The 19683-nt window shown below is 39.0% G+C and carries 8 protein-coding genes and 1 pseudogene; all 9 read left to right on the top strand.

The window, feature by feature from the left end; translation table 11 throughout:
- Positions 1-17: 17 nt before the first annotated feature.
- Positions 18-626 (top strand): annotated as a pseudogene (locus tag KTR06_RS08835) (glutaminase domain-containing protein); the annotation flags it as partial.
- A gap of 244 nt (positions 627-870) precedes the next feature.
- Positions 871-4023: a TonB-dependent receptor gene (locus tag KTR06_RS08830; RefSeq protein WP_117684377.1), complete on the top strand. Its 3153-nt coding sequence runs from the start codon at positions 871-873 to the stop codon at positions 4021-4023.
- Between the two features lie 21 nt (positions 4024-4044).
- A complete protein-coding gene (locus tag KTR06_RS08825) occupies positions 4045-5925 on the top strand; it encodes a RagB/SusD family nutrient uptake outer membrane protein (protein ID WP_004298172.1) in 1881 nt (626 codons plus the stop codon).
- Positions 5926-5943: 18 nt separating this feature from the next.
- Entirely contained in the window at positions 5944-9015 is a 3072-nt protein-coding gene (locus KTR06_RS08820) for a SusC/RagA family TonB-linked outer membrane protein (protein ID WP_217290226.1), read from the top strand.
- A 19-nt stretch (positions 9016-9034) separates the two neighbouring features.
- On the top strand, positions 9035-10831 hold the full coding sequence (locus KTR06_RS08815; protein ID WP_217290225.1) for a RagB/SusD family nutrient uptake outer membrane protein: 1797 nt from the start codon (positions 9035-9037) through the stop codon (positions 10829-10831).
- Positions 10832-10845: 14 nt separating this feature from the next.
- A complete protein-coding gene (locus KTR06_RS08810; protein ID WP_049701660.1) occupies positions 10846-11784 on the top strand; it encodes a DUF1735 domain-containing protein in 939 nt (312 codons plus the stop codon).
- Between the two features lie 168 nt (positions 11785-11952).
- Positions 11953-14760 (top strand): TonB-dependent receptor, encoded by a 2808-nt coding sequence (locus KTR06_RS08805; protein WP_217290224.1) that lies wholly within the window; start codon positions 11953-11955, stop codon positions 14758-14760.
- A gap of 4 nt (positions 14761-14764) precedes the next feature.
- The gene (locus KTR06_RS08800; RefSeq protein WP_217290223.1) at positions 14765-16519 is read left to right on the top strand and encodes a RagB/SusD family nutrient uptake outer membrane protein; all 1755 of its coding nucleotides are present in this window, start codon (positions 14765-14767) and stop codon (positions 16517-16519) included.
- Positions 16520-16551: 32 nt separating this feature from the next.
- A complete protein-coding gene (locus KTR06_RS08795) occupies positions 16552-19668 on the top strand; it encodes a TonB-dependent receptor (protein ID WP_217290222.1) in 3117 nt (1038 codons plus the stop codon).
- The last annotated feature ends 15 nt before the right edge of the window (positions 19669-19683 follow it).

The following is a 19683-nucleotide window of genomic DNA, read 5'->3' as shown; positions in this document are numbered from 1 at the left end:
TAAAAAAAACTTAGTCTGGACAGGACCCGGAAAACCAACTTTGCACGGATGACTTCGCCGGACATTGGGCTCATAATGCCAATCTTTCCGTGAAGGCGATCATGGGAGTGGCCGGATACAGCGAAATGGCTCGGATGCTCGGATTAAATGATGTAGCAGACAAATATGCGGCTATAGCCAAGAAAATGGCGGTGAAATGGGAAGAAATGGCAAATGAAGGTAGTCATTATCGCCTGGCTTTTGACCGTAAAGATACTTGGAGCCAAAAATACAATATGGTTTGGGATAAGTTGTGGAATCTGAATTTATTTCCTAATAATGTAATCGGAAAAGAAATAAACTATTACTTGACAAAGCAGAATCCTTACGGGCTTCCTCTGGACTCTCGTAAAGAATACACAAAATCCGACTGGATCATGTGGACAGCAGCTATGTCATCAGATAAGGAAACTTTCCAAAAATTCTCTGATCCTGTCTATAAATATATCAATGAAACAGTCTCTCGTGTACCTATCAGCGACTGGCACCATACAGACAGCGGTAGATGGGTAGGCTTCAGAGCCCGTTCGGTGATCGGAGGATACTGGATGAAGGTATTAATGGATAAAATTCAGAATAATCAATAAAGTTAGCACGACGTTTACTTCAAATTTATACATATGAGATCTTTAAAGAATATTACTATAAAATCAAATTATCTCATTTTGCCTATAGCATTATTGATGAACAATAATGCTATAGGCAAAAAGTAGTTGAAATGACAAAGGCTTACAAAATATGGGCTAAACGCTGTATAGTAGAACCTTACCCAAAACAGAAAAAAAGAAATAAGAATGTTTTTTATACACACAACTTTTTAACGTTATTACTATGAAACATCAAAACTTGGAATTTAAGTGGATGTGTCTACTCTTTCTAGCTCTGCTACTCTCTCCTCCTCTACTTTGGGGGCAGAATCATAGCATTAAAGGACAAATTGTAGATGCAAAAAGTAATGAACCTTTAATAGGAGTAAATATTACTGTTGAAGGCACTTCGAATGGTACCATTTCTGACATAGATGGTCGGTTTACGCTATCTGTAGCTGCTAATGCTGTACTCAAAATCTCTTATATCGGCTATCAAGAAAAGAAAATCAAAGTGGATGATCTGAAAAAAGAGCCTATCATTTCTCTGGAAGAAGACAGCAAACAACTAGAAGAAGTAGTGGTAGTAGGTTATGGTATTCAGAAAAAGGTATCAAGTGTAGGCGCCATTACCCAAACTAAAGGAGAAGAATTGTTGAAAGGAGGTAATATTACTTCTGTATCAGAAGCTTTACAAGGCAAACTAAATGGTTTGGTAGCTATCAATACGTCAGGCAAGCCTGGAGCAAGTGATACCAAAATGTACATTCGTGGTAAGGCTTCCTGGCAAAACTCTGACCCTTTAGTATTAGTGGATGGTATAGAAAGGGATATGAACGATGTTGACATGAATGAAATCGAGTCTATATCTATTCTAAAAGACGCTTCTGCTACAGCTGTATATGGGGTTCGAGGTGCAAATGGTGTAATATTGTTAACAACCAAACGCGGACAAGATAAGAAACCAAACATCAATTTTTCTACAAGCTTTGGTATTAAACAGACTACTGCAAATATGGAATGGGCAGATTATGTTACATCTATGAAAATGTATAATGAAGCTGTAGCTAATGACAACAACTGGAATCAACAAATTAAACAATCTGTCATCAATGCTTGGTCAAATGCTTTTGATACAGGCAACTACGGCCCTTATAATGATGTCTTTCCACAAGTAGATTGGTGGGATGAGTTGGTTAAACCAGGTTTTTCCCAACAATATAATGTGAATATCAGCGGAGGAACCAATTTCATGCGTTACTTCGCCTCCATCGGTTATCAAAATGACGGTGATATTTATGATTTACAGAAACAGGAGAATTTTGATCCAAGGAACTACTATCGCCGTTATAACTGGCGTTCAAATTTAGATTTTAATTTAACTAAAACAACTTCCTTATCAGTAAATATTGCTGGAAAAATGGGTTATCGCAATGACAACTTTGCTGATGATGTGTACACTCGAATCATTGCGGCACCAACCAATTCCTTTCCGATAAAGTATAGTGATGGCTATTGGGGAGATGGATCTACTGCCGGCTATAATCCTGTTTGTAATATGAATACAAATGGATCACAACTGTATAAAACCTTTCAGGGATGGTATGATGTTCGTTTGGAACAAAAACTGGACTTTCTAACTAAAGGACTAAAAGCTGCCGCTAAAGTTTCATACACCTCTGCTTCCACTACTCGTTCTAGTATAAAGACTGGTGAAATTTGGGGTAACAATGATTTTGAATCCAGAAACAGTATTATTAAATACCATCGCGAATATGATTATTCTAATCCGACAGTCAATGCAGATGGTTCCCTCACTTACCCCATGATTTTGGAAAAACGATGGCCAAATGATGAGGATATTGAACTCCCTCCCAACGTTTCTTATGATAATTTGGATGGTTATAATCGTAAGTTATATTACGAATTCTCTGTGGAATATAAGCGTTCATTCGGGAGTCATAATGTAACAGCATTAGCGCTGATGAACCGTCAAGTATCTGATTCAAAAGATGATAAAGTTATCAAATTCCCAAGTTATCGTGAAGAATGGGTGGGACGTGTTACTTATAACTGGAAAGAACGTTATTTGGCAGAGATGAATATCTCTTATACAGGTTCGGAAAAATTTGCCCGAGGGCAACGCTTCGGCCTGTTCCCTTCCTATTCTTTAGGATGGCGTGCTTCAGAAGAACCTTTTATAAAGAAACATGTTGGAGATGTGCTGACTAACCTAAAATTTAGATATTCATACGGAAAAGTCGGTAGTGATGCAGCTGCTGCACGTTGGAATTACATCCAATTATTTAATTCTTTAGGAAGTATTGAATTAGGAAATACACAAGGAGTCACACATAGCCCGCTCTATACAGAAGGAGATATTGCTAACTTGACTTCAACTTGGGAAAAAGCGACAAAACATAACTTTGGAATAGAAATTGGTTTATGGAATAAGTTAGATTTAACTTTGGATTTATTTAAAGAGAATCGTAAAGATATTCTAATGACTCCACAAACCACATCTTCTATTGTAGGAGCTACTTTTAACGCTATCAACCGAGGAGAAACGAAAAATCATGGTTTAGAATTAGAGTTACGCTGGAATGACAAAATCGGACGTAATTTTAATTACTGGGGAGCTTTAACTTTTGCAGCCAGCGAAAACCGGATTGTCTATAAAGATGATCCTAGAAATGCGGATGAGCACTTGAAAGCTGCAGGTAAACCGATTGATTATCAAAACCGTTTTATTGCGATCGGTAATTATGGTTCGATAGACGATGTGTTCAATTACGCACAAACAGCTATAAATGGTACTACAGCATCGCAAGTAATTCCGGGAGACCTTATCTATATAGACTTCAATGGAGACGGAATAATCAACTCAAACGACAAGGTAGTTGTAGACGAATTAAATTACCCATTGACTACTATCGGATTTTCTTTCGGGTTCAATTGGAAAGGACTTAACTTCAGCGCAATGCTCTATTCACCGCGCAATATATATAAGTTACAGTTCGATCAATATTTGTGGGATTTTCCAGCTTCAAACATACGTGTTCAACCAAAATCCATGGAACGATGGACGCCGGAAACAGCTAACTCATCGGGTGTTATGCGACCTGCTACACACTTGAACAATACATACAACAAAGTGGAAAGTACTTATCGCTATTCCGACTATTCGTATATACGATTAAAGAACATGGAGATAGGATATACATTCCCTAAAAAATGGTTGAGTGAAGCACATATCTCTAATCTTCAGGTTTACATGAACGGGAATAATTTACTAACCTTCTGGAAAGGGGACAAACGTGTGGACCCTGAAACAGGAGGTGTAGGCAGCTATCCGATTGTCCGTACTTACACTTTAGGACTAAGAGTTTCATTTTAACCATATTCAAAAGAAATAAAGATGAGAAAAGTATTATTATATATCTGTTCAGTTTTCATTCTTGGCGGGATGACAAGCTGTGAAGACTTCTTAGATAAAAGGGAAGATGTAGGATTGACAGAAGATGATATCTTTAGGGATTACTATTCCTTACGAGGTTTCTTAGATCAATCTTTCAACCAATTGGAAAATGTTATGGTGATGGATAATTGGGAAAATGGACGCGCATTTGTCGGTCTCTTTGCAGACGAGATGGCAACCACAGATAATTCATCTGCTGTTTTTACTTTACATTCCGGAAACTGGTTAAGTAATGCCAAGTCAAATAAGACTTTCGAAATCGGTAATGCTGGAAGTACAGCTATATCTCGGTCATATAAGGCGTTGCGTATCAATAACCGCATTATTAATGATATCGATAAGGCTCCTTTAACACCTGAACAAAAAAATGAGATTCTGGGACAAGCTTATTTCTATCGTTCTTGGTTCTACTTTCAGATAATCAAAAGATATGGGGGGATGCCTATTATTGACAAGGTGTTTGAAGGTGGAGATGATGACATTCCCCGTATGACCTACCATGAATCACACGACTGGATGATGGAAGATATACAAAAAGCAATCTACATGTTACCTGACAGTTGGGATGATCCAAACTATGGAAGACCCACAAAAATTGCAGCAATGGCACTTAAAGAATGGGCACAGTTGTTTGATGCAAGTCCATTGATGCAGAATGATTTAAATTCTACAGAAAACAAAGGCTATGACACGGAACGCGCAAAATCCGCAGCAAAATCAGCTTATGAAGTAATACGTTATATGGATGGAAGCAAGTCTGCCCCTTATCCCTATGGTTTGGCTAGTAAAGAAGAATATACGAATGTTTTCTATTTTAAATATCCACCTGTACATCAACCGGAATACATTTGGGTCAAGCGACAATTTCCTAACGCTGCTAATCAAAACCAAAAACGCACTATCCGCACATTCTGGCAATATGAGGATCTTGCATTCGGTTCGGGACCAGATGGAAATTCCATGTGCTGCCCAAGTTTGAATATCGTCAACATGTTTGACAAGAAGGGAGCAGACGGTATTTATTACCCGATTGATGACCCACGAAGCGGCTATGCACTTGACTATGACCATAAACCATTTGAGGATCGTGATCCCCGTTTCTACAACAACATACTTTTACCTGGAACTACTTGGGGACATTACGCTGATGGACGTACCTATTACATTACAACCTACAAAGGAGGAGCAGCCTATCAACACATGTTAACTCAAAAAGACTGCAACAAACGAATGTTCACAGGATTTATGTGTAAAAAGTTCATGTGGCCGGAATGTAATCAGTATCTTGAAAAAAACAATCCGAACTGTTGGTGGGACTATCGCTTCCTCACCATATATATCCGTGCTTCGCAAATTTATTTAGATTATGCAGAAGCGCTATTCGAGGGTTGCGGAAGTGCTACGGCAACTATTGAGGGATGTCCTATATCAGCTGCAGAAGCTATTAATATTCTTCGCAGACGAATTGGCTTAACAGATCTGCCATCAGATATTGTAGCCGATCCTGATAAATTCCGTGCAGCTTATCGCCGTGAGCGTGCCGTAGAATTAATGTTTGAAAATCATCGTTGGTGGGATATCCGCCGTTGGATGATCTTAGAAGAAACATTCAAGGATACTTATCCTATTAAGGGAGCATTATTCACACCACGAGAATCTAATCATGGAAGTATCACGGACAAGTCTACATTGACTTATGATTATGAACAAATCGATATAACTCCGGAAGTGCGTTCTTTTACAAAGAAGAATTACTGGTATCCTTTGCCTCAACATGACGTAGACGCATTGAATAATTTGCAACAAAACCCATATTGGTAATTAAAATGGCTTAATCAAATGAAAAGATATAATAAATTCATATTTATTCTGTTTGTCACTGCTATATTATCCGGCATAGCCACTTCGCTAGAAGCACAGGATAAACCTAAAAAGAAAAAAACAGCCCTTATTGAAGTGAAAGGGCTGGTGACAGACAACACAGGTAAACCGCTAAGCGGAGTAACAGTATTGAGCGGTGAAGGTTCTATTATAAACTATACAGATGCAAATGGAAAATTTGCACTCAAAACAAAAGCTGATGGAACCTTATTAATTGAAGCGTTCGGTTATAAAGATGTTGTAATAAACCTCGCAAAAGAACAACCCACTGTCATCAAATTACAAAATGAAGATCTATATGCTTCAGAAAGAGACATACACGAACGTGCAGACGGTGGAAAAACGTATCAGCGGGACCTGGTAGGTACAGTATCCAAGTTATCTATGGAAAATGTATTAAAATACCCTGATTTACAATTATCCAATGCCTTACAAGGACAGGCTGCCGGACTAATTGCTATTTCCGGTGATGGCGGCTTGGGCTATAACACATCAACATTATATGTACGTGGACAACACAATAATGGAACAAATACGGCCTTGGTTATTATTGACGGAATAGAACGCCCGATAGATGATATTTTACCGGAAGAAATAGAATCCATCGAAGTTTTAAAAGATGCTACAGCCAAAATCCTGTATGGAGCAGCTGCCACAAACGGAGTGGTCTTGGTACGTACTAAAAGAGGAGAAGCTCATAAACGAATTGTTCGTGTCGGGGTAGAATACGGTATACAGCCCTCTACACGTGTACCTAAGTATCTGGATTCCTACAACTATTCAAAATTGTTTAATGAAGCTCGTATAAACGATGGGATGAATCCTTATTATACTGACACGCAATTAGAAGGATACAGAAATAGTAGTGGAGTCAATGATGTATTGTATCCAAATGTTGATTATTACAATGAGTTCTTATTAAACCAAAATATCTACCGGAAAGGTACAATTGGGTTTAATGGAGGTAATGAAGGTGTGAAATACGCATTAGTTGGTGGATATACTGGTGGTTCCGGATTAGAAAAAGTTGGAGAACGTTCGGCTTTACACCGTATGAATGCACGTGGTAATCTGGATATTAAAATCACCGATTTTCTTACAGTAACAGCAGATGTTGCAGCTCGTGTGGAACTGAAAAACTGGGGAGCAAAAGATGGTGCAGGCATATTCAGTACATTATCTTCTAATCGTCCCAATGAGTACCCTTTCATTATTCCTAATGAAACATTATCGGGACAGTTTACCCCCAATGAAGATGGCACGCCATTCTTCGGAGCCAGCACACGGATAGTAGACAATTTATATGCAGATATGGTTTATGGAGGTGACACCTCCGAAAGGTATGTAAATAGCCAGACAAACCTTGGAGCAAATTTTGACTTCAATAAATACGTTAAGGGATTGACATTTAATGCTTATGTAACTTTTGACAATTATAGTTACTTACGTCAAGAATTAAGGAATACTTATCCAACTTATGCCATTGACACTTATAGTGATTTAGACGGTGAAACTATCACCCGATATACACAGATGAAAAAGCTGGATTTGCCCAAAACGCAAAAGATAGCCTCCAATAATACCTACCGCTATTTTGGTATGCGTGCAGATATAGGATATGAACGCACATTAGGAGTGCATGACTTTTCAGCAATTGGCGCATTCCGGTATACAAAGAATGAGATGACAGGAATGACACAAGATTTTAAAGATGCCAACATCTCTCTGCGTTTAAACTATAGTTATGACAAACGCTATCTAGCCGAGCTAACTCTGGCTGGTATGGGGTCCAACAAATTTGATAAAAACGATCGTTTTTTCTTTTCTCCGGCTGTAGGAGCTTCATGGATAATTTCTAACGAAAGTTTCATGAAAGAAGCAAAAGCTGTTAACTTCCTGAAGCTAAAAGCAAGTTTCGGTGTATTAGGCTATACAGGTAATACTGGATTCTTCTTGTATCAAACTGGTTGGAATAATAATGGTAACTATAACTTCTTCCAGGATCAAACAGATCATAAAGTTAGTTTAGCTCGCTGGGGAAATCCTGATTTAACATGGGAATACTCTCAAGAGTTTAATATTGGTATCGAAGGATTATTCTTTAATAATCGCCTAAGCACAGAACTCAATTATTTCCATGAATGTAGAAAAGACATCATCGGAGTGAATAACGCCCAATATGCCGCTACAGCAGGGAATTATACCATGTATGAAAATATCGGCCAAGTGACTAATCAAGGTATAGATATTGCAATCAACTGGAAAGGGAATATCGGACGAGACTTTTTATACACAGTCGGAGCCAATATGACTTATTCAAAAAATAAATTAGATAAATGGAATGAAATAGAAGGAGTGGAAAGCTATCGTAAAGCCATTGGACGGCCTACTAGTACTATTTTTGGTTTACAGGCACTAGGATTATTTGGAAAAGACATTCCATTAGAAGGTCACTCATTACAATCATACGGTATATATCAAAACGGTGATATTGCATACGCTGACTTAAACAACAATGGGATTGTAGATGATAATGACCGTATGAGCCTAGGGCAAAGTTTTCCTGTAACTACTTGGGGAATCAATGTAGACCTCAAATACAAAGGGTTTGGACTTTATATGTTAGGAACTCTTCATACAGGTATTACTCAATTATGTACAAACGCTTATTATTGGAATAATGGTCTGAATGGATACTCTGAATTAGCATTAAATCGCTACCATGAGGTTAATAATCCTTCAGGTACAATGCCCCGATTAACAACAACGACAAAAAGCAACAACTTTCGTGATTCCAGTTTCTGGACAGAGAATGGCTCATTTTTCCGTTTGAAAAATGTAGAACTTAGTTATACATTTGAAAATAAGGCAGGTAGATTCTTTGCAAACAAATGTAAACTATTCGTACGTGGTACAAATTTGCTTACCTTCTCTAAAATAAAGGATCTGGACCCGGAAAGATTAAATGCCGGAATCACAAATTATCCGGCCTATATGACTGTAACCGGCGGTTTATCCGTCTCTTTCTAAACTTAAAAAATATGCAAATATGAAAATAAGCAAATTAATACTGTTAGCCTGTGTTTGGGGAAGTATTGTTTCTTGTGAAGATCTGCTTGATCCTAAATTAACAAATGAATGGTCCAGTGAGACCGTATGGACTAATCCCGATATGGCACAAGCCGTTTTGACGCAAGTATATGCAGATTTAATGGTTGTTCCGGATCATTATGATGATAATTTCTTAGATGCTGCAACAGACAATGCACTAACCCGAAATTATGGTTCGAGTGTATACCGGGCTAGCATGGGAGCATTCAGCCGATCAACAAATCCACTTGGAAATTGGGACACTATGTATGATAAGATACAAAGCATCAATCTATTCATGGAAAAAGGAGTTACAGATGATGTAATATACAATCGTGTAAGTAAAGAAACTGATCAGGCAATAAAGACTCGTTTACTTGGCGAAGCCTATTTTTTAAGAGCATGGTGCAGCTTCAAATTGTTACAAACTTATGGAGGACGAACAGACGAAGGAGAAGCATTGGGATATACGATCACCAACCATTTCATTGGTGATAAGGAATCTGCGAAGCCGAGCCTGTTTAAACGTGACTCATATAAAGATTGCGTCAGCCAGATTGTTTCCGACTGTGAAGAAGCTGCCAGACGTTTGCCTGTAACTTACACAGGAGATGATGTAGTTGTCGGAAAATCTAAAATTGGTAGAGCTTGCGGATTAGCGGCAAATGCTCTTAAAGCAAGAACTTTGCTCTATGCAGCAAGTCCGGCTTATCAAGACAAGGATGTAATTCAAATAAATGGCATGGGTAATTTTACTGTATTGAATGAAGCTACTTATCAAGCTGGTTGGGAACGTGCTGCTCTTTTTGCCAATGAAGTGCTCAAAAACGCAGGGATAAACTATACCTTTACAGCGATGGCTGCTAAAGATTTGGCTGACGCTGGCAGTGATACCCCGGCCGATTTTATTTTCCGCACCTACATGGGACTTGTACATGGTATGGAAAGCCGACACTATCCTCCTTTTTATTTGGGAAATGCACAAACAATTCCTTCCCATAATTTAGCTGCCGCCTTTCCTGCCAAAAATGGTTATCCAATAACAGATTCACGTTCATTATATGACGAGCAAGATCCGTATCTGATAGCTAGAGATAACCGATTCAATATGAATCTATATTATCAAGGAAAAAAGTTTGGAGCTTATAACTCAAACATTGATGTATCTGAAGGTGGAAAAGATTCAGAGAGTTTTCACATTTATGCCAGTCGTTCGGGATATTATTTATCTAAGTTCTTGTCTACTACACAAAAAAATATGCTGGACCCAATTCAAACATTGAATTCTCGGCACTTTAACCCATTATTACGTAAAACAGAAGTTTGGCTGAATTATGCAGAAGCCGCTAATGAAGCATGGGGACCTGAAGGTAAAGGTGACGACTGTAAATATAGTGCTTATGATGTCTTAAAAATCATACGTGAGAAATCAGGTGGTATCACAGATGCTACCTATTTGTCAGAAGTAGCTTCTGAAGGTAAAGACGCATTCCGGAAATTAATCCAAAATGAACGTCGCATAGAATTTGCTTTCGAAGATCACCGTTTTTGGGATTTACGCCGCTGTTTACTTCCCCTAGATACCACTATTGAAGGAATACAAGTGACAAAAACAGATAACGGTCTTTCTTATGAAATAAAAGAAATAGAACAACGTCCGTTGGATGCACTTCGCTATTACTATTTGCCGTTACCTAACGACGAATTATTAAAGAACCCAAACCTCAAAAATAATATGGGGTGGAATAATAACTAATATTATATACGATTATGAAAATTGCAAAAATAATATTGCTCGCTTTGACGACTTGTTTATCGTCTTGCTATGAAGATTATACGCATGATTATGAAACAACAAATGTTGGTTTTGCTTTACAGAACCCATTGCGTACAGTAATATCAGACCGTGATATGCCTATATATGTAGGAGTATCATTAGGAGGTAAACGAGAAGTTGACATGAATGATTGGGCTAAATTCACCTTGGATGCTTCTTTATTAGAGGGTACTCCTCTTACACTTCTCCCCGAAGAATATTACATATTGGAAGATCCGGAGATATTTAAAGTGCGGAAATCTAATTTACCTGTAGCAGATGTTGAAATCAAGTTTACAGATGCTTTTTATACAGATCCATTAAGTCTGACTACACATTATGCCCTCCCTTTCAAAGTTACAGAAAGTTCCATGAACACTATTCGCGAGGGAGCGGATTATTCTATTGTAGCAATCAAGTATGTCAGTTCCTTTTCCGGAGTTTACTACCTTCAAGGTGAAGTAAGTGAAGTAGACGATAATGGAAATACAATAGAAGGTACCACTGTGGTGTATAAAGAAAAAGACTTGATAAATAATAATACATTGGAACTAAGTACTCTCGCGAAAAATAAATTGTTAAGACCCGGAGTAGCAAACTTAGCAAAAAGCAACATCAATCGTTTCCAGTTGACAATCGACAACAACGGCGAATCTGGTTCAGACTACAATGTTCAAATAGAAGGTATAGAAGGAGGAGTTACAATCATTGAAGGAAATGGCAGCTACATTGCCCAAAGTCCGACTTACACCTTCAACAGTGGAGACAAACCTTGTCCGGAAATCAACCTGAATTACACCTATGAATTGGCAGGCAAACGCTATAAAGTGAAAGAACAATTAGTGTTACGTCGCGATCCTGTGAATGATTTACGAGTAGAATCATGGAAGTAATCTAAAAACTTGAGACATGGGGAACTATATTGGTTTCTCATGTCTCAAAATGATAACAATAAAATGGCTTCTCATACACCTATCAGCAATCGTCACCACACTGAAGGTGATAAATGAGGGCCTCATCATCAATCAATCTACTATGGTGTTAACTCAAAATTTATACGTATGAAGTTTTTAAGAAAAATTTTGTTGGTGGGACTACTCCCTGGTTTTCTTATAAGCCAGGCACAAAATGTCCAAAACAAAGAAGATGTACCCTTGGACTTAGGATATCGTGTACTCCCTACGGGAGATTATAACGGTTCAGCCTACACCATTTCGGGTAAACAGTTACGCAATCTACCTGTTACAAATCTTTCGACAGTATTAGCCGGACTGGTACCTGGTTATTTTGCCCGACAAGTGCAAGGTGGTGGATTAGTGAATGAACAGAATTCATTCTGGATAAGAGGGCAAAGAAGTAATTCGCCCGATGTATTAGTATTGGTTGATGGACAGGAACGGGATTTTGCTGTTTTGTCATCACACGAAGTAGAATCAATTACCGTATTGAAAGATGCTGCAGCAACAGCCTTATATGGAATGCGTGCAGGCAGTGGAGCTATTCTGGTTACAACTCGTAAGGGAGCAAAGGGGAAACCGCAGGTTGAATTGACAGCTCAAATTATAGCTCAACAACCACTTAAAGAATTAAAGTCATTAAACGCAGCCGATTATGCAAGACAGCACAACATAGCCCGCCATAATGACAATCTGGATCCCTTGTATTCGAACTATGATATAATGAATTATGCTAAGAATGATCCTAATTCCATTTTATATCCCAATGTAGATTGGGCTGATAAATATTTAAAGGATATCCGATGGAGCCAACGCTATAATCTTAATATCCAAGGAGGAACAGAAAAAAGTACATATTTCGTGAATGCAATGTATACTCGTAACAATGGCTACTTCAATACAGATGATTCACATGATTATAATACCAATCACTCTGCCGAACGGTTTAATATCCGTTCCAATATCGATTTTGCCGTAACTCGCACTACCCAACTGGATGTAAATCTGTATGGCTGGTATCAAAGTCAGAATGGCCCTGGCAGCGGAGCCGAAAATATCTATAAAAATCTAGTCACATTACCGCAAGGAATCTTCCCAGAATGGTACAATGACCAAGGATATACAGATCAATACGGCAATGTTATCAATGCAGAAGATGGGAAAATTGTAGCAGGAAATGCATTCCGTGAAAATCCATGGGCAATGCTAAATCGCTCCGGCTACTTCCAGGACAAACAATTGTATGGTTCTTTCCGCACGAAACTCTCACAGGATCTTTCCTTCATAACAGAGGGATTAAAAGCTTCTGTTGCTCTATCCATGGATTCACGCACAATTTCTTCTATCAGACGTACAATAACTTTCGCATATTACGAAAAGGATGCGACGAATGAGAATGTTCTCCGCCGGACCCGCGAAGATGACTCGATGATAAACAAGGTAGATAATACCAGTTCTTTCCGCCGAACCGGTATCGTGGCTCAATTAGATTATAACCGTACCTTTGGAAAACATGGAGTTTCGGCTTTAGCTTTCTATGAACAATATGAAAGCAATGATGAAATGGTATTGCCAACCCGATTCCAAAGCGTAAATGGTTGGTTCGGCTATAATTATGATAAAAGATATGGCATCGATGTTATCGGAGCTTATCAGGGATCTCACAAATTTGGTCCGGGACACAAATTCGGTTTCTTCCCTACAATATCTGCCGGATGGACTGTTTCTAACGAATCTTTCTGGAAAGATGCAAAAAAAATAGTGCCCTACCTGAAGCTAAAAGCATCTTATGGACAAGTCGGCAACTCATCCGGCGTAGATGCCTTTTATTACAGGGGACGTATGTGGCCGCAAAACGAAGTCTATATCACAGGGGTAAACATGGGAACAAAGCTTGGAGGATACATTCAGGATATACTTCCAAATCCCGGATTGACTTGGGAGAAAGCTAGAATTCTGAATATCGGAATAGATACCCGACTATTTTCAGACCGGTTATCTGTTACAGCAGAATTTTTTAAAGACAACCGTCATGATATGTATGTAGTAAATAACAAAATCAGTTCTCTTGTCGGCAATGTAAAGGAATTTAAGCAGAATATAGGCAAAATCAATAGCCATGGAGTAGACTTATCTGCCATGTGGAATTCAAATATTGCAGACTGGAGCTATTTCATAGGTGGTACATTCTCTTATTCTACGAATGAACTGATTGCAAACGGTGAAGTAGATCAGCCATACGAATGGTTGAAGAATCAGGGACGGCCTTTAGGAGAAAATCGAGGATACATTGCAAAAGGCTTTTTCAATTCTTGGGAAGAAATAGCAGCCTCTCCTGTACAAACATTCTCTGATGTCCAACCAGGTGATGTACGTTATGAAGATATAAACAAAGACGGACAGATTGATGTAAACGATATGGTACCTATCGGTTACGGAGACATTCCCAGAATCATGTATGGTATTAACTTAGGAGTCGGCTACAAAGGATTTTCGATCACCGCATTATTTCAGGGAGCCGCAAAAGTCTCTCATCAATATTCGGACATTGTGATGAATCCTTTCACAGATAACGGAACCATATTTGAACATCAACTTGATTACTGGACACCCGAACACCAGAATGCAACATTCCCACGTTTAACAACACTGGACAATGCCAATCTTAATAACAGGCAGATAAGTACATTAAATGTGAAAGATGCTGATTTCTTAAGATTAAAAACACTGGAAGTTGCCTATGACTTTCCTACAAAAATGATACAGAAAATCCATCTTAAGGGATTGAGACTTTTCCTTAGCGGAACGAATCTGATTACCTGGACAAAATATAAATGGGTTGATCCTGAAGCTCCTTCACTGGCAGCTCCTTTGACGAGAAACATGAGTATAGGTTGTTCCTTAAAATTCTGATAGCATGAAAAAATCGATAATTTATTTGGCAATAAGCGCAACACTAACATTTTCCGGTTGTGATTATCTGGATGACATGCCCTATGACTGGGCCCAGCCTGATGATATTTTTACGAATGAACAGAACTATCTGAAACCGATTAATCAGGTGTATGCATATATTCCCGAAGGCTTCAACCACGTAGGAAATGCCTTTTTAGATGCAGCCACCAATGATGGAATAAGCACAATCATAGATTCGGATATTCATAAATTGTCTCGTGGGTATATCACTTCTTCAAATCCGATTGAAGAATGTTGGAATAAGTCATACAAGGGAATTCAACAAGCCATTTTTGCCCGCAAGTATTTGCGTGAGGCTGACTTGGTGTTACAAAATAAGACAGAAGAAGACATCCAGGCATTTAAAGATACCTATTGTGCGGAAACTGAATGTTTACAAGCCTTATTTGAGTTTAACCTGTTAAGACACTACGGAGGCTTTCCTATTGTCGATCGTATTTACGAAGTCGACGATCCTGAACTGCAGACAAAGGCAAGAGACTCTTTCAAAGACTGCGTCAATCACATCGTACAGTTATGTGAGAGTGCTGCCGCTGTATTGAAAGTTGATCCGGAAGGTGGGAATGGTTCTTATGGCCGTATGACTAAAGGAATGGCACTTGCTATTAAAGCCAAGACATTACTCTATGCCGCAAGCCCACTCTACAACAGAACGGATAATAACGATCCACTACTAGGCTATACTGACGGCTCGGATGTGACGGAACGTTGGAAACTTGCAGCCAAAGCTTGTGCAGATGTAATCAATCTAAATGCAGACGGAACAATATCTCCGAATGGAAATAAAAAATATAGTCTGATAGCTCTTACTGCTGCTAAAACGTACGACAAGATCTTTATCAATGCCAATCCTAATCCGGAATATATCCTATTCTATACGGCTGCTAAGGACAATGGTCTGGAAAACAGGCATTATCCCCCTACAATATCAAAAGATCAGGGAGGAGGTACAGTACCTTCACAGCAATTGATCGATGCATTCACCATGAAAGATGGAAGCGATTATACCCATTCTTCTGACGGTGCAAGCATGTATACTAACAGAGACCCGCGTTTGACAGCAATTATCGGATATGACGGTTCGGTTTATGGAAAGAATACCATTTATACGCGAATTAGTGATAACACAACCATAGACGGACTCAACCAAGTGAAGAACCGTTCGACCAATACGGGATATTATTTAGCTAAATTCCTGGACAAAACACTGAACTTCGGACAGGCCAATGTGGGTACCGTTTTCCACTTATTCCCTATGATTCGCTTATCTGATATCCTACTTTCCTACGCAGAAGCCATGCATCACGCTTACGGCATGAATGCGGATCCAGAAGGCTATGGTTTGACAGCAATAGAAGCCGTACAAAAAATACGTACCAGAGCAGGATTCGGAACAAATGATAAATTTCTTAATGGGGTGACAGATAACAACTTTATGGAAAAAGTGAAGCAAGAACGCCGTATCGAACTCTGTTTTGAAGAACATCGTTACTTCGATTTGCGACGTTGGATGGATGGCAATCAACTTAGAGAATCTATTATCGGAATGAAAGTAGAAGAAAATGCTTCCGGGCTTCATTATACACGCATTACAGTAGATGAAGCACGCAATTTTAAAGATTACATGTATTATCATCCTATTCCTCTGAAAGTAATCAAGGAAAGCCCTTCCATCCAACAGAATCCAGGTTGGTAACGGGCATCAAAACTATTTAATAGATAGAAAACATGAAAAAGATAATAATATTATTCATATGCTTAACCAGCTCCATCTGGCATGTCTGTGCACAAACCAAAGTTAGCGGAATTGTTAAAGATTCCCAAGGAATGGAGATGATTGGCGCTACTGTCCTTCAGAAAGGGACTAATAATGGAATAGTGACTGGTTTGGATGGCAAATTTACTCTTACATTGTCCAACGAAGCAGAGCAAACACTTCTTATCTCAATGATCGGCTTTATAGAACAATCTATTGCCATAAAAAAGAATCATCCTTTTATCAATGTCACTTTGGAAGAAGACATTGCACAATTAGATGAAGTTGTTGTGGTGGGATATGGAACACAGAAAAAAGTATCTCTGACCGGTTCAATTTCTAATGTCGGAACTGAAGACTTGAAAAGCATGCCTGTATCAAGTGTCACAAACGCTTTAGGTGGCCGCATCCCGGGACTAGTAACCCGACAAGAGAGCGGACGTCCCGGCGGTGATCAGGCTACGATGTTTGTTCGTGGTCGTGCTTCATTGAACGACTCTAGCCCCTTAGTACTGATTGACGGGGTAGAACGACCTATGGCGCAAATCGACCCTGATGATATTGAAACTATCTCCGTGTTAAAGGATGCTTCTGCAACAGCCGTATACGGTGTACGAGGAGCAAATGGTGTGATATTGGTAACTACCCGGAGAGGTCGTGAAGGAGAAACTCAAATTTCTTTCTCATCTGAATTTGGTATTACTTCCTTCAATCGCATATCCCAAACCCTAAATTCAGAATCCGTTTCAAGATTCATGCGTGAGGGTGCTATCAATGATGGCTTTGACCCTTCCGATACCGGTAATACTCGCGGTCTTTTCCTGTCAGAATATGACAACTATCTATATCGTACCCAGAAAAGTCCGTTTACACACCCGGACAATGACTTTGTAGATATGTTTACGAAAAATGGTCTCCAACAGAAATACAATGTAAACCTATCGGGCGGAAATAAAACAGTACGTTACTTCGTCTCTGTGGGATACTTCACTCAAACCGGTATGTTTGAGACAGACGTAGACAAAATTAAAGAACATGAGACAATACAAGCTCTTTTAGCAGCCTCACCCGATGTAGCAAAAGGCTTATACAAAGAAGGTTATAATTCGGAATATAAATACAGCAGGCTCACCACTCGTTCGAATATTGATATCAACCTAACTGAAGATTTCAAGGTATCCGTGAATCTTGCTTATCGTTTCGGAAGTCAGAACCGCCCCTATGGCTATGATGCTGACGGACAGGAAGCACTGCGTCTGTTCGGCATGTTCTACCGCAATTCTCCTCAAGCATTCCCAATCTTAAATGCGAATGGGACTTATGCCGCCGCCGATGGTATATGGAGACAGAATCCACTCGTGACATTATGCTATTCAGGATTTTTCCTTAATTTCAATAACAAACTTGAGACAGATTTTGCTTTTAAATATAACCTAAGGAAACTGTTAAAAGGATTAAGTATAGACGGAAAATTCTCTTACGATGCAGGCTGGAGCAATAACCGAAGCATACAGCAGCGTCCCAATATCTATCAATATAATCCTGTAAACGGGACTTATAAACAAGGACTTGAAATGGTGTTGCCAACAAAAGCCACCAATAAAACGGCAGCTACACATCGGAAGTATGCTGAAGCGGCAGTTCGTTATAAGCAATCCTTCTCCGGACATAATATATCTGGATTGGTACTTTATAATATGAGTTACACTTCCACTCCCGGTGGACGCTATTCTTATGTACCTCATATCTATCAGGCTTTAGTAGGACGTGTTAACTATGATTATGAGAATCGCTATCTATTCGAAGTTAACGCAGGCTATAACGGCTCAAACCGTTTTGCGGAAGGACACCGTTATCAGCTCTTTCCTGCAGCATCAGTGGGATGGGTACTGACTAACGAACCTTTCTTTAAAGAAAACCCTATCTTAAGTTTTACTAAACTACGCTTCTCTTATGGTGAAGTTGGTAATGACAAGCTGGGAGGTTTCTCTTACTATTATCGTTCAGGATACGATGAAGGACTAGGCTACACTTTTGGAGAGACACATAATCCTGCGATTAAAGGTCTGATTCAAGGAAAAAGCGCCAATGAAAATATCACATGGGAAGTTGCACGGAAATATAACTTAGGACTTGAGACCAAATGGTTGAAAGATAAAATATCTGCCAGTATCGACTTTTTTAAAGAACGTCGTAGTAATATCCTATGTGAACCGGAAAGATATTCTCAAGCAGCCGGTTCAAACGGATTGGCTCCCATAAACTATGGTGTCGTAACAAATCAGGGATATGATTTGGAGATAGGCTATCAAGATCAAAAAGGAGATTTTGGATATTCTATAAAAGGGATTTATGGATATGCACACAATGAAATTGTAGAGAAAAGTGAATCTGTAAAGCCCTATGCCTATATGTCACAAACGGGAAATCCTATCGGACAGTTTATCGGCTATATTTCCGACGGTTTCTTTAGCTCTTATGAAGATGTAGCAAGTTCTCCCGTTCAATTCGGACAAGTAAGCCGACCTGGAGATATTAAATATAAAGACTTGAATCATGATGGAGTGATCGATTCTAACGACCAAGCTCCTATCGGCTATAATCCGGTCCCTGAAATGACTTTCTCTCTTGCTGCCGGTTTGAACTGGAAAGGAATTGATTTTAGTATATTGCTTCAGGGAGCTGCCCGTTCATCCATCTATCTGCAACAGGATATTGCATGGGATAATTTCTGGGGTAATTATTACGAAGAGCATATCGGAAGATGGACACCGGAAACAGCAGCAACAGCAACGTACCCACGTTTCACTAAGGCAGCTACTGCCGCGCATCCTAATTATTATAAATCTGACTATTGGTTGAAAGACTCCAAATACTTGCGTCTGAAAAACATTCAGTTAGGTTACACTATACCTCGCAAACTATTGAAAAAATTCGGAGTACGTTCACTTAGAGTATATGCGAATGCCTACAATCTCTTTACATGGGATAACGTAAAGAAGGTAGATCCTGAATCATCGAACAATAGTAATGGACAATTCTATCCACAACAAAAAGTAATAAATTTTGGTATCAACCTGAATTTCTAATGTTTGAAATGAATA

It is taken from the genome of Bacteroides sp. MSK.20.12 (assembly GCF_019052435.1).
GTDB lineage: Bacteria > Bacteroidota > Bacteroidia > Bacteroidales > Bacteroidaceae > Bacteroides > Bacteroides xylanisolvens.
Note: the sequence above shows the minus strand (reverse complement) of the source record. Positions and strands in the feature narration are given on the sequence as shown.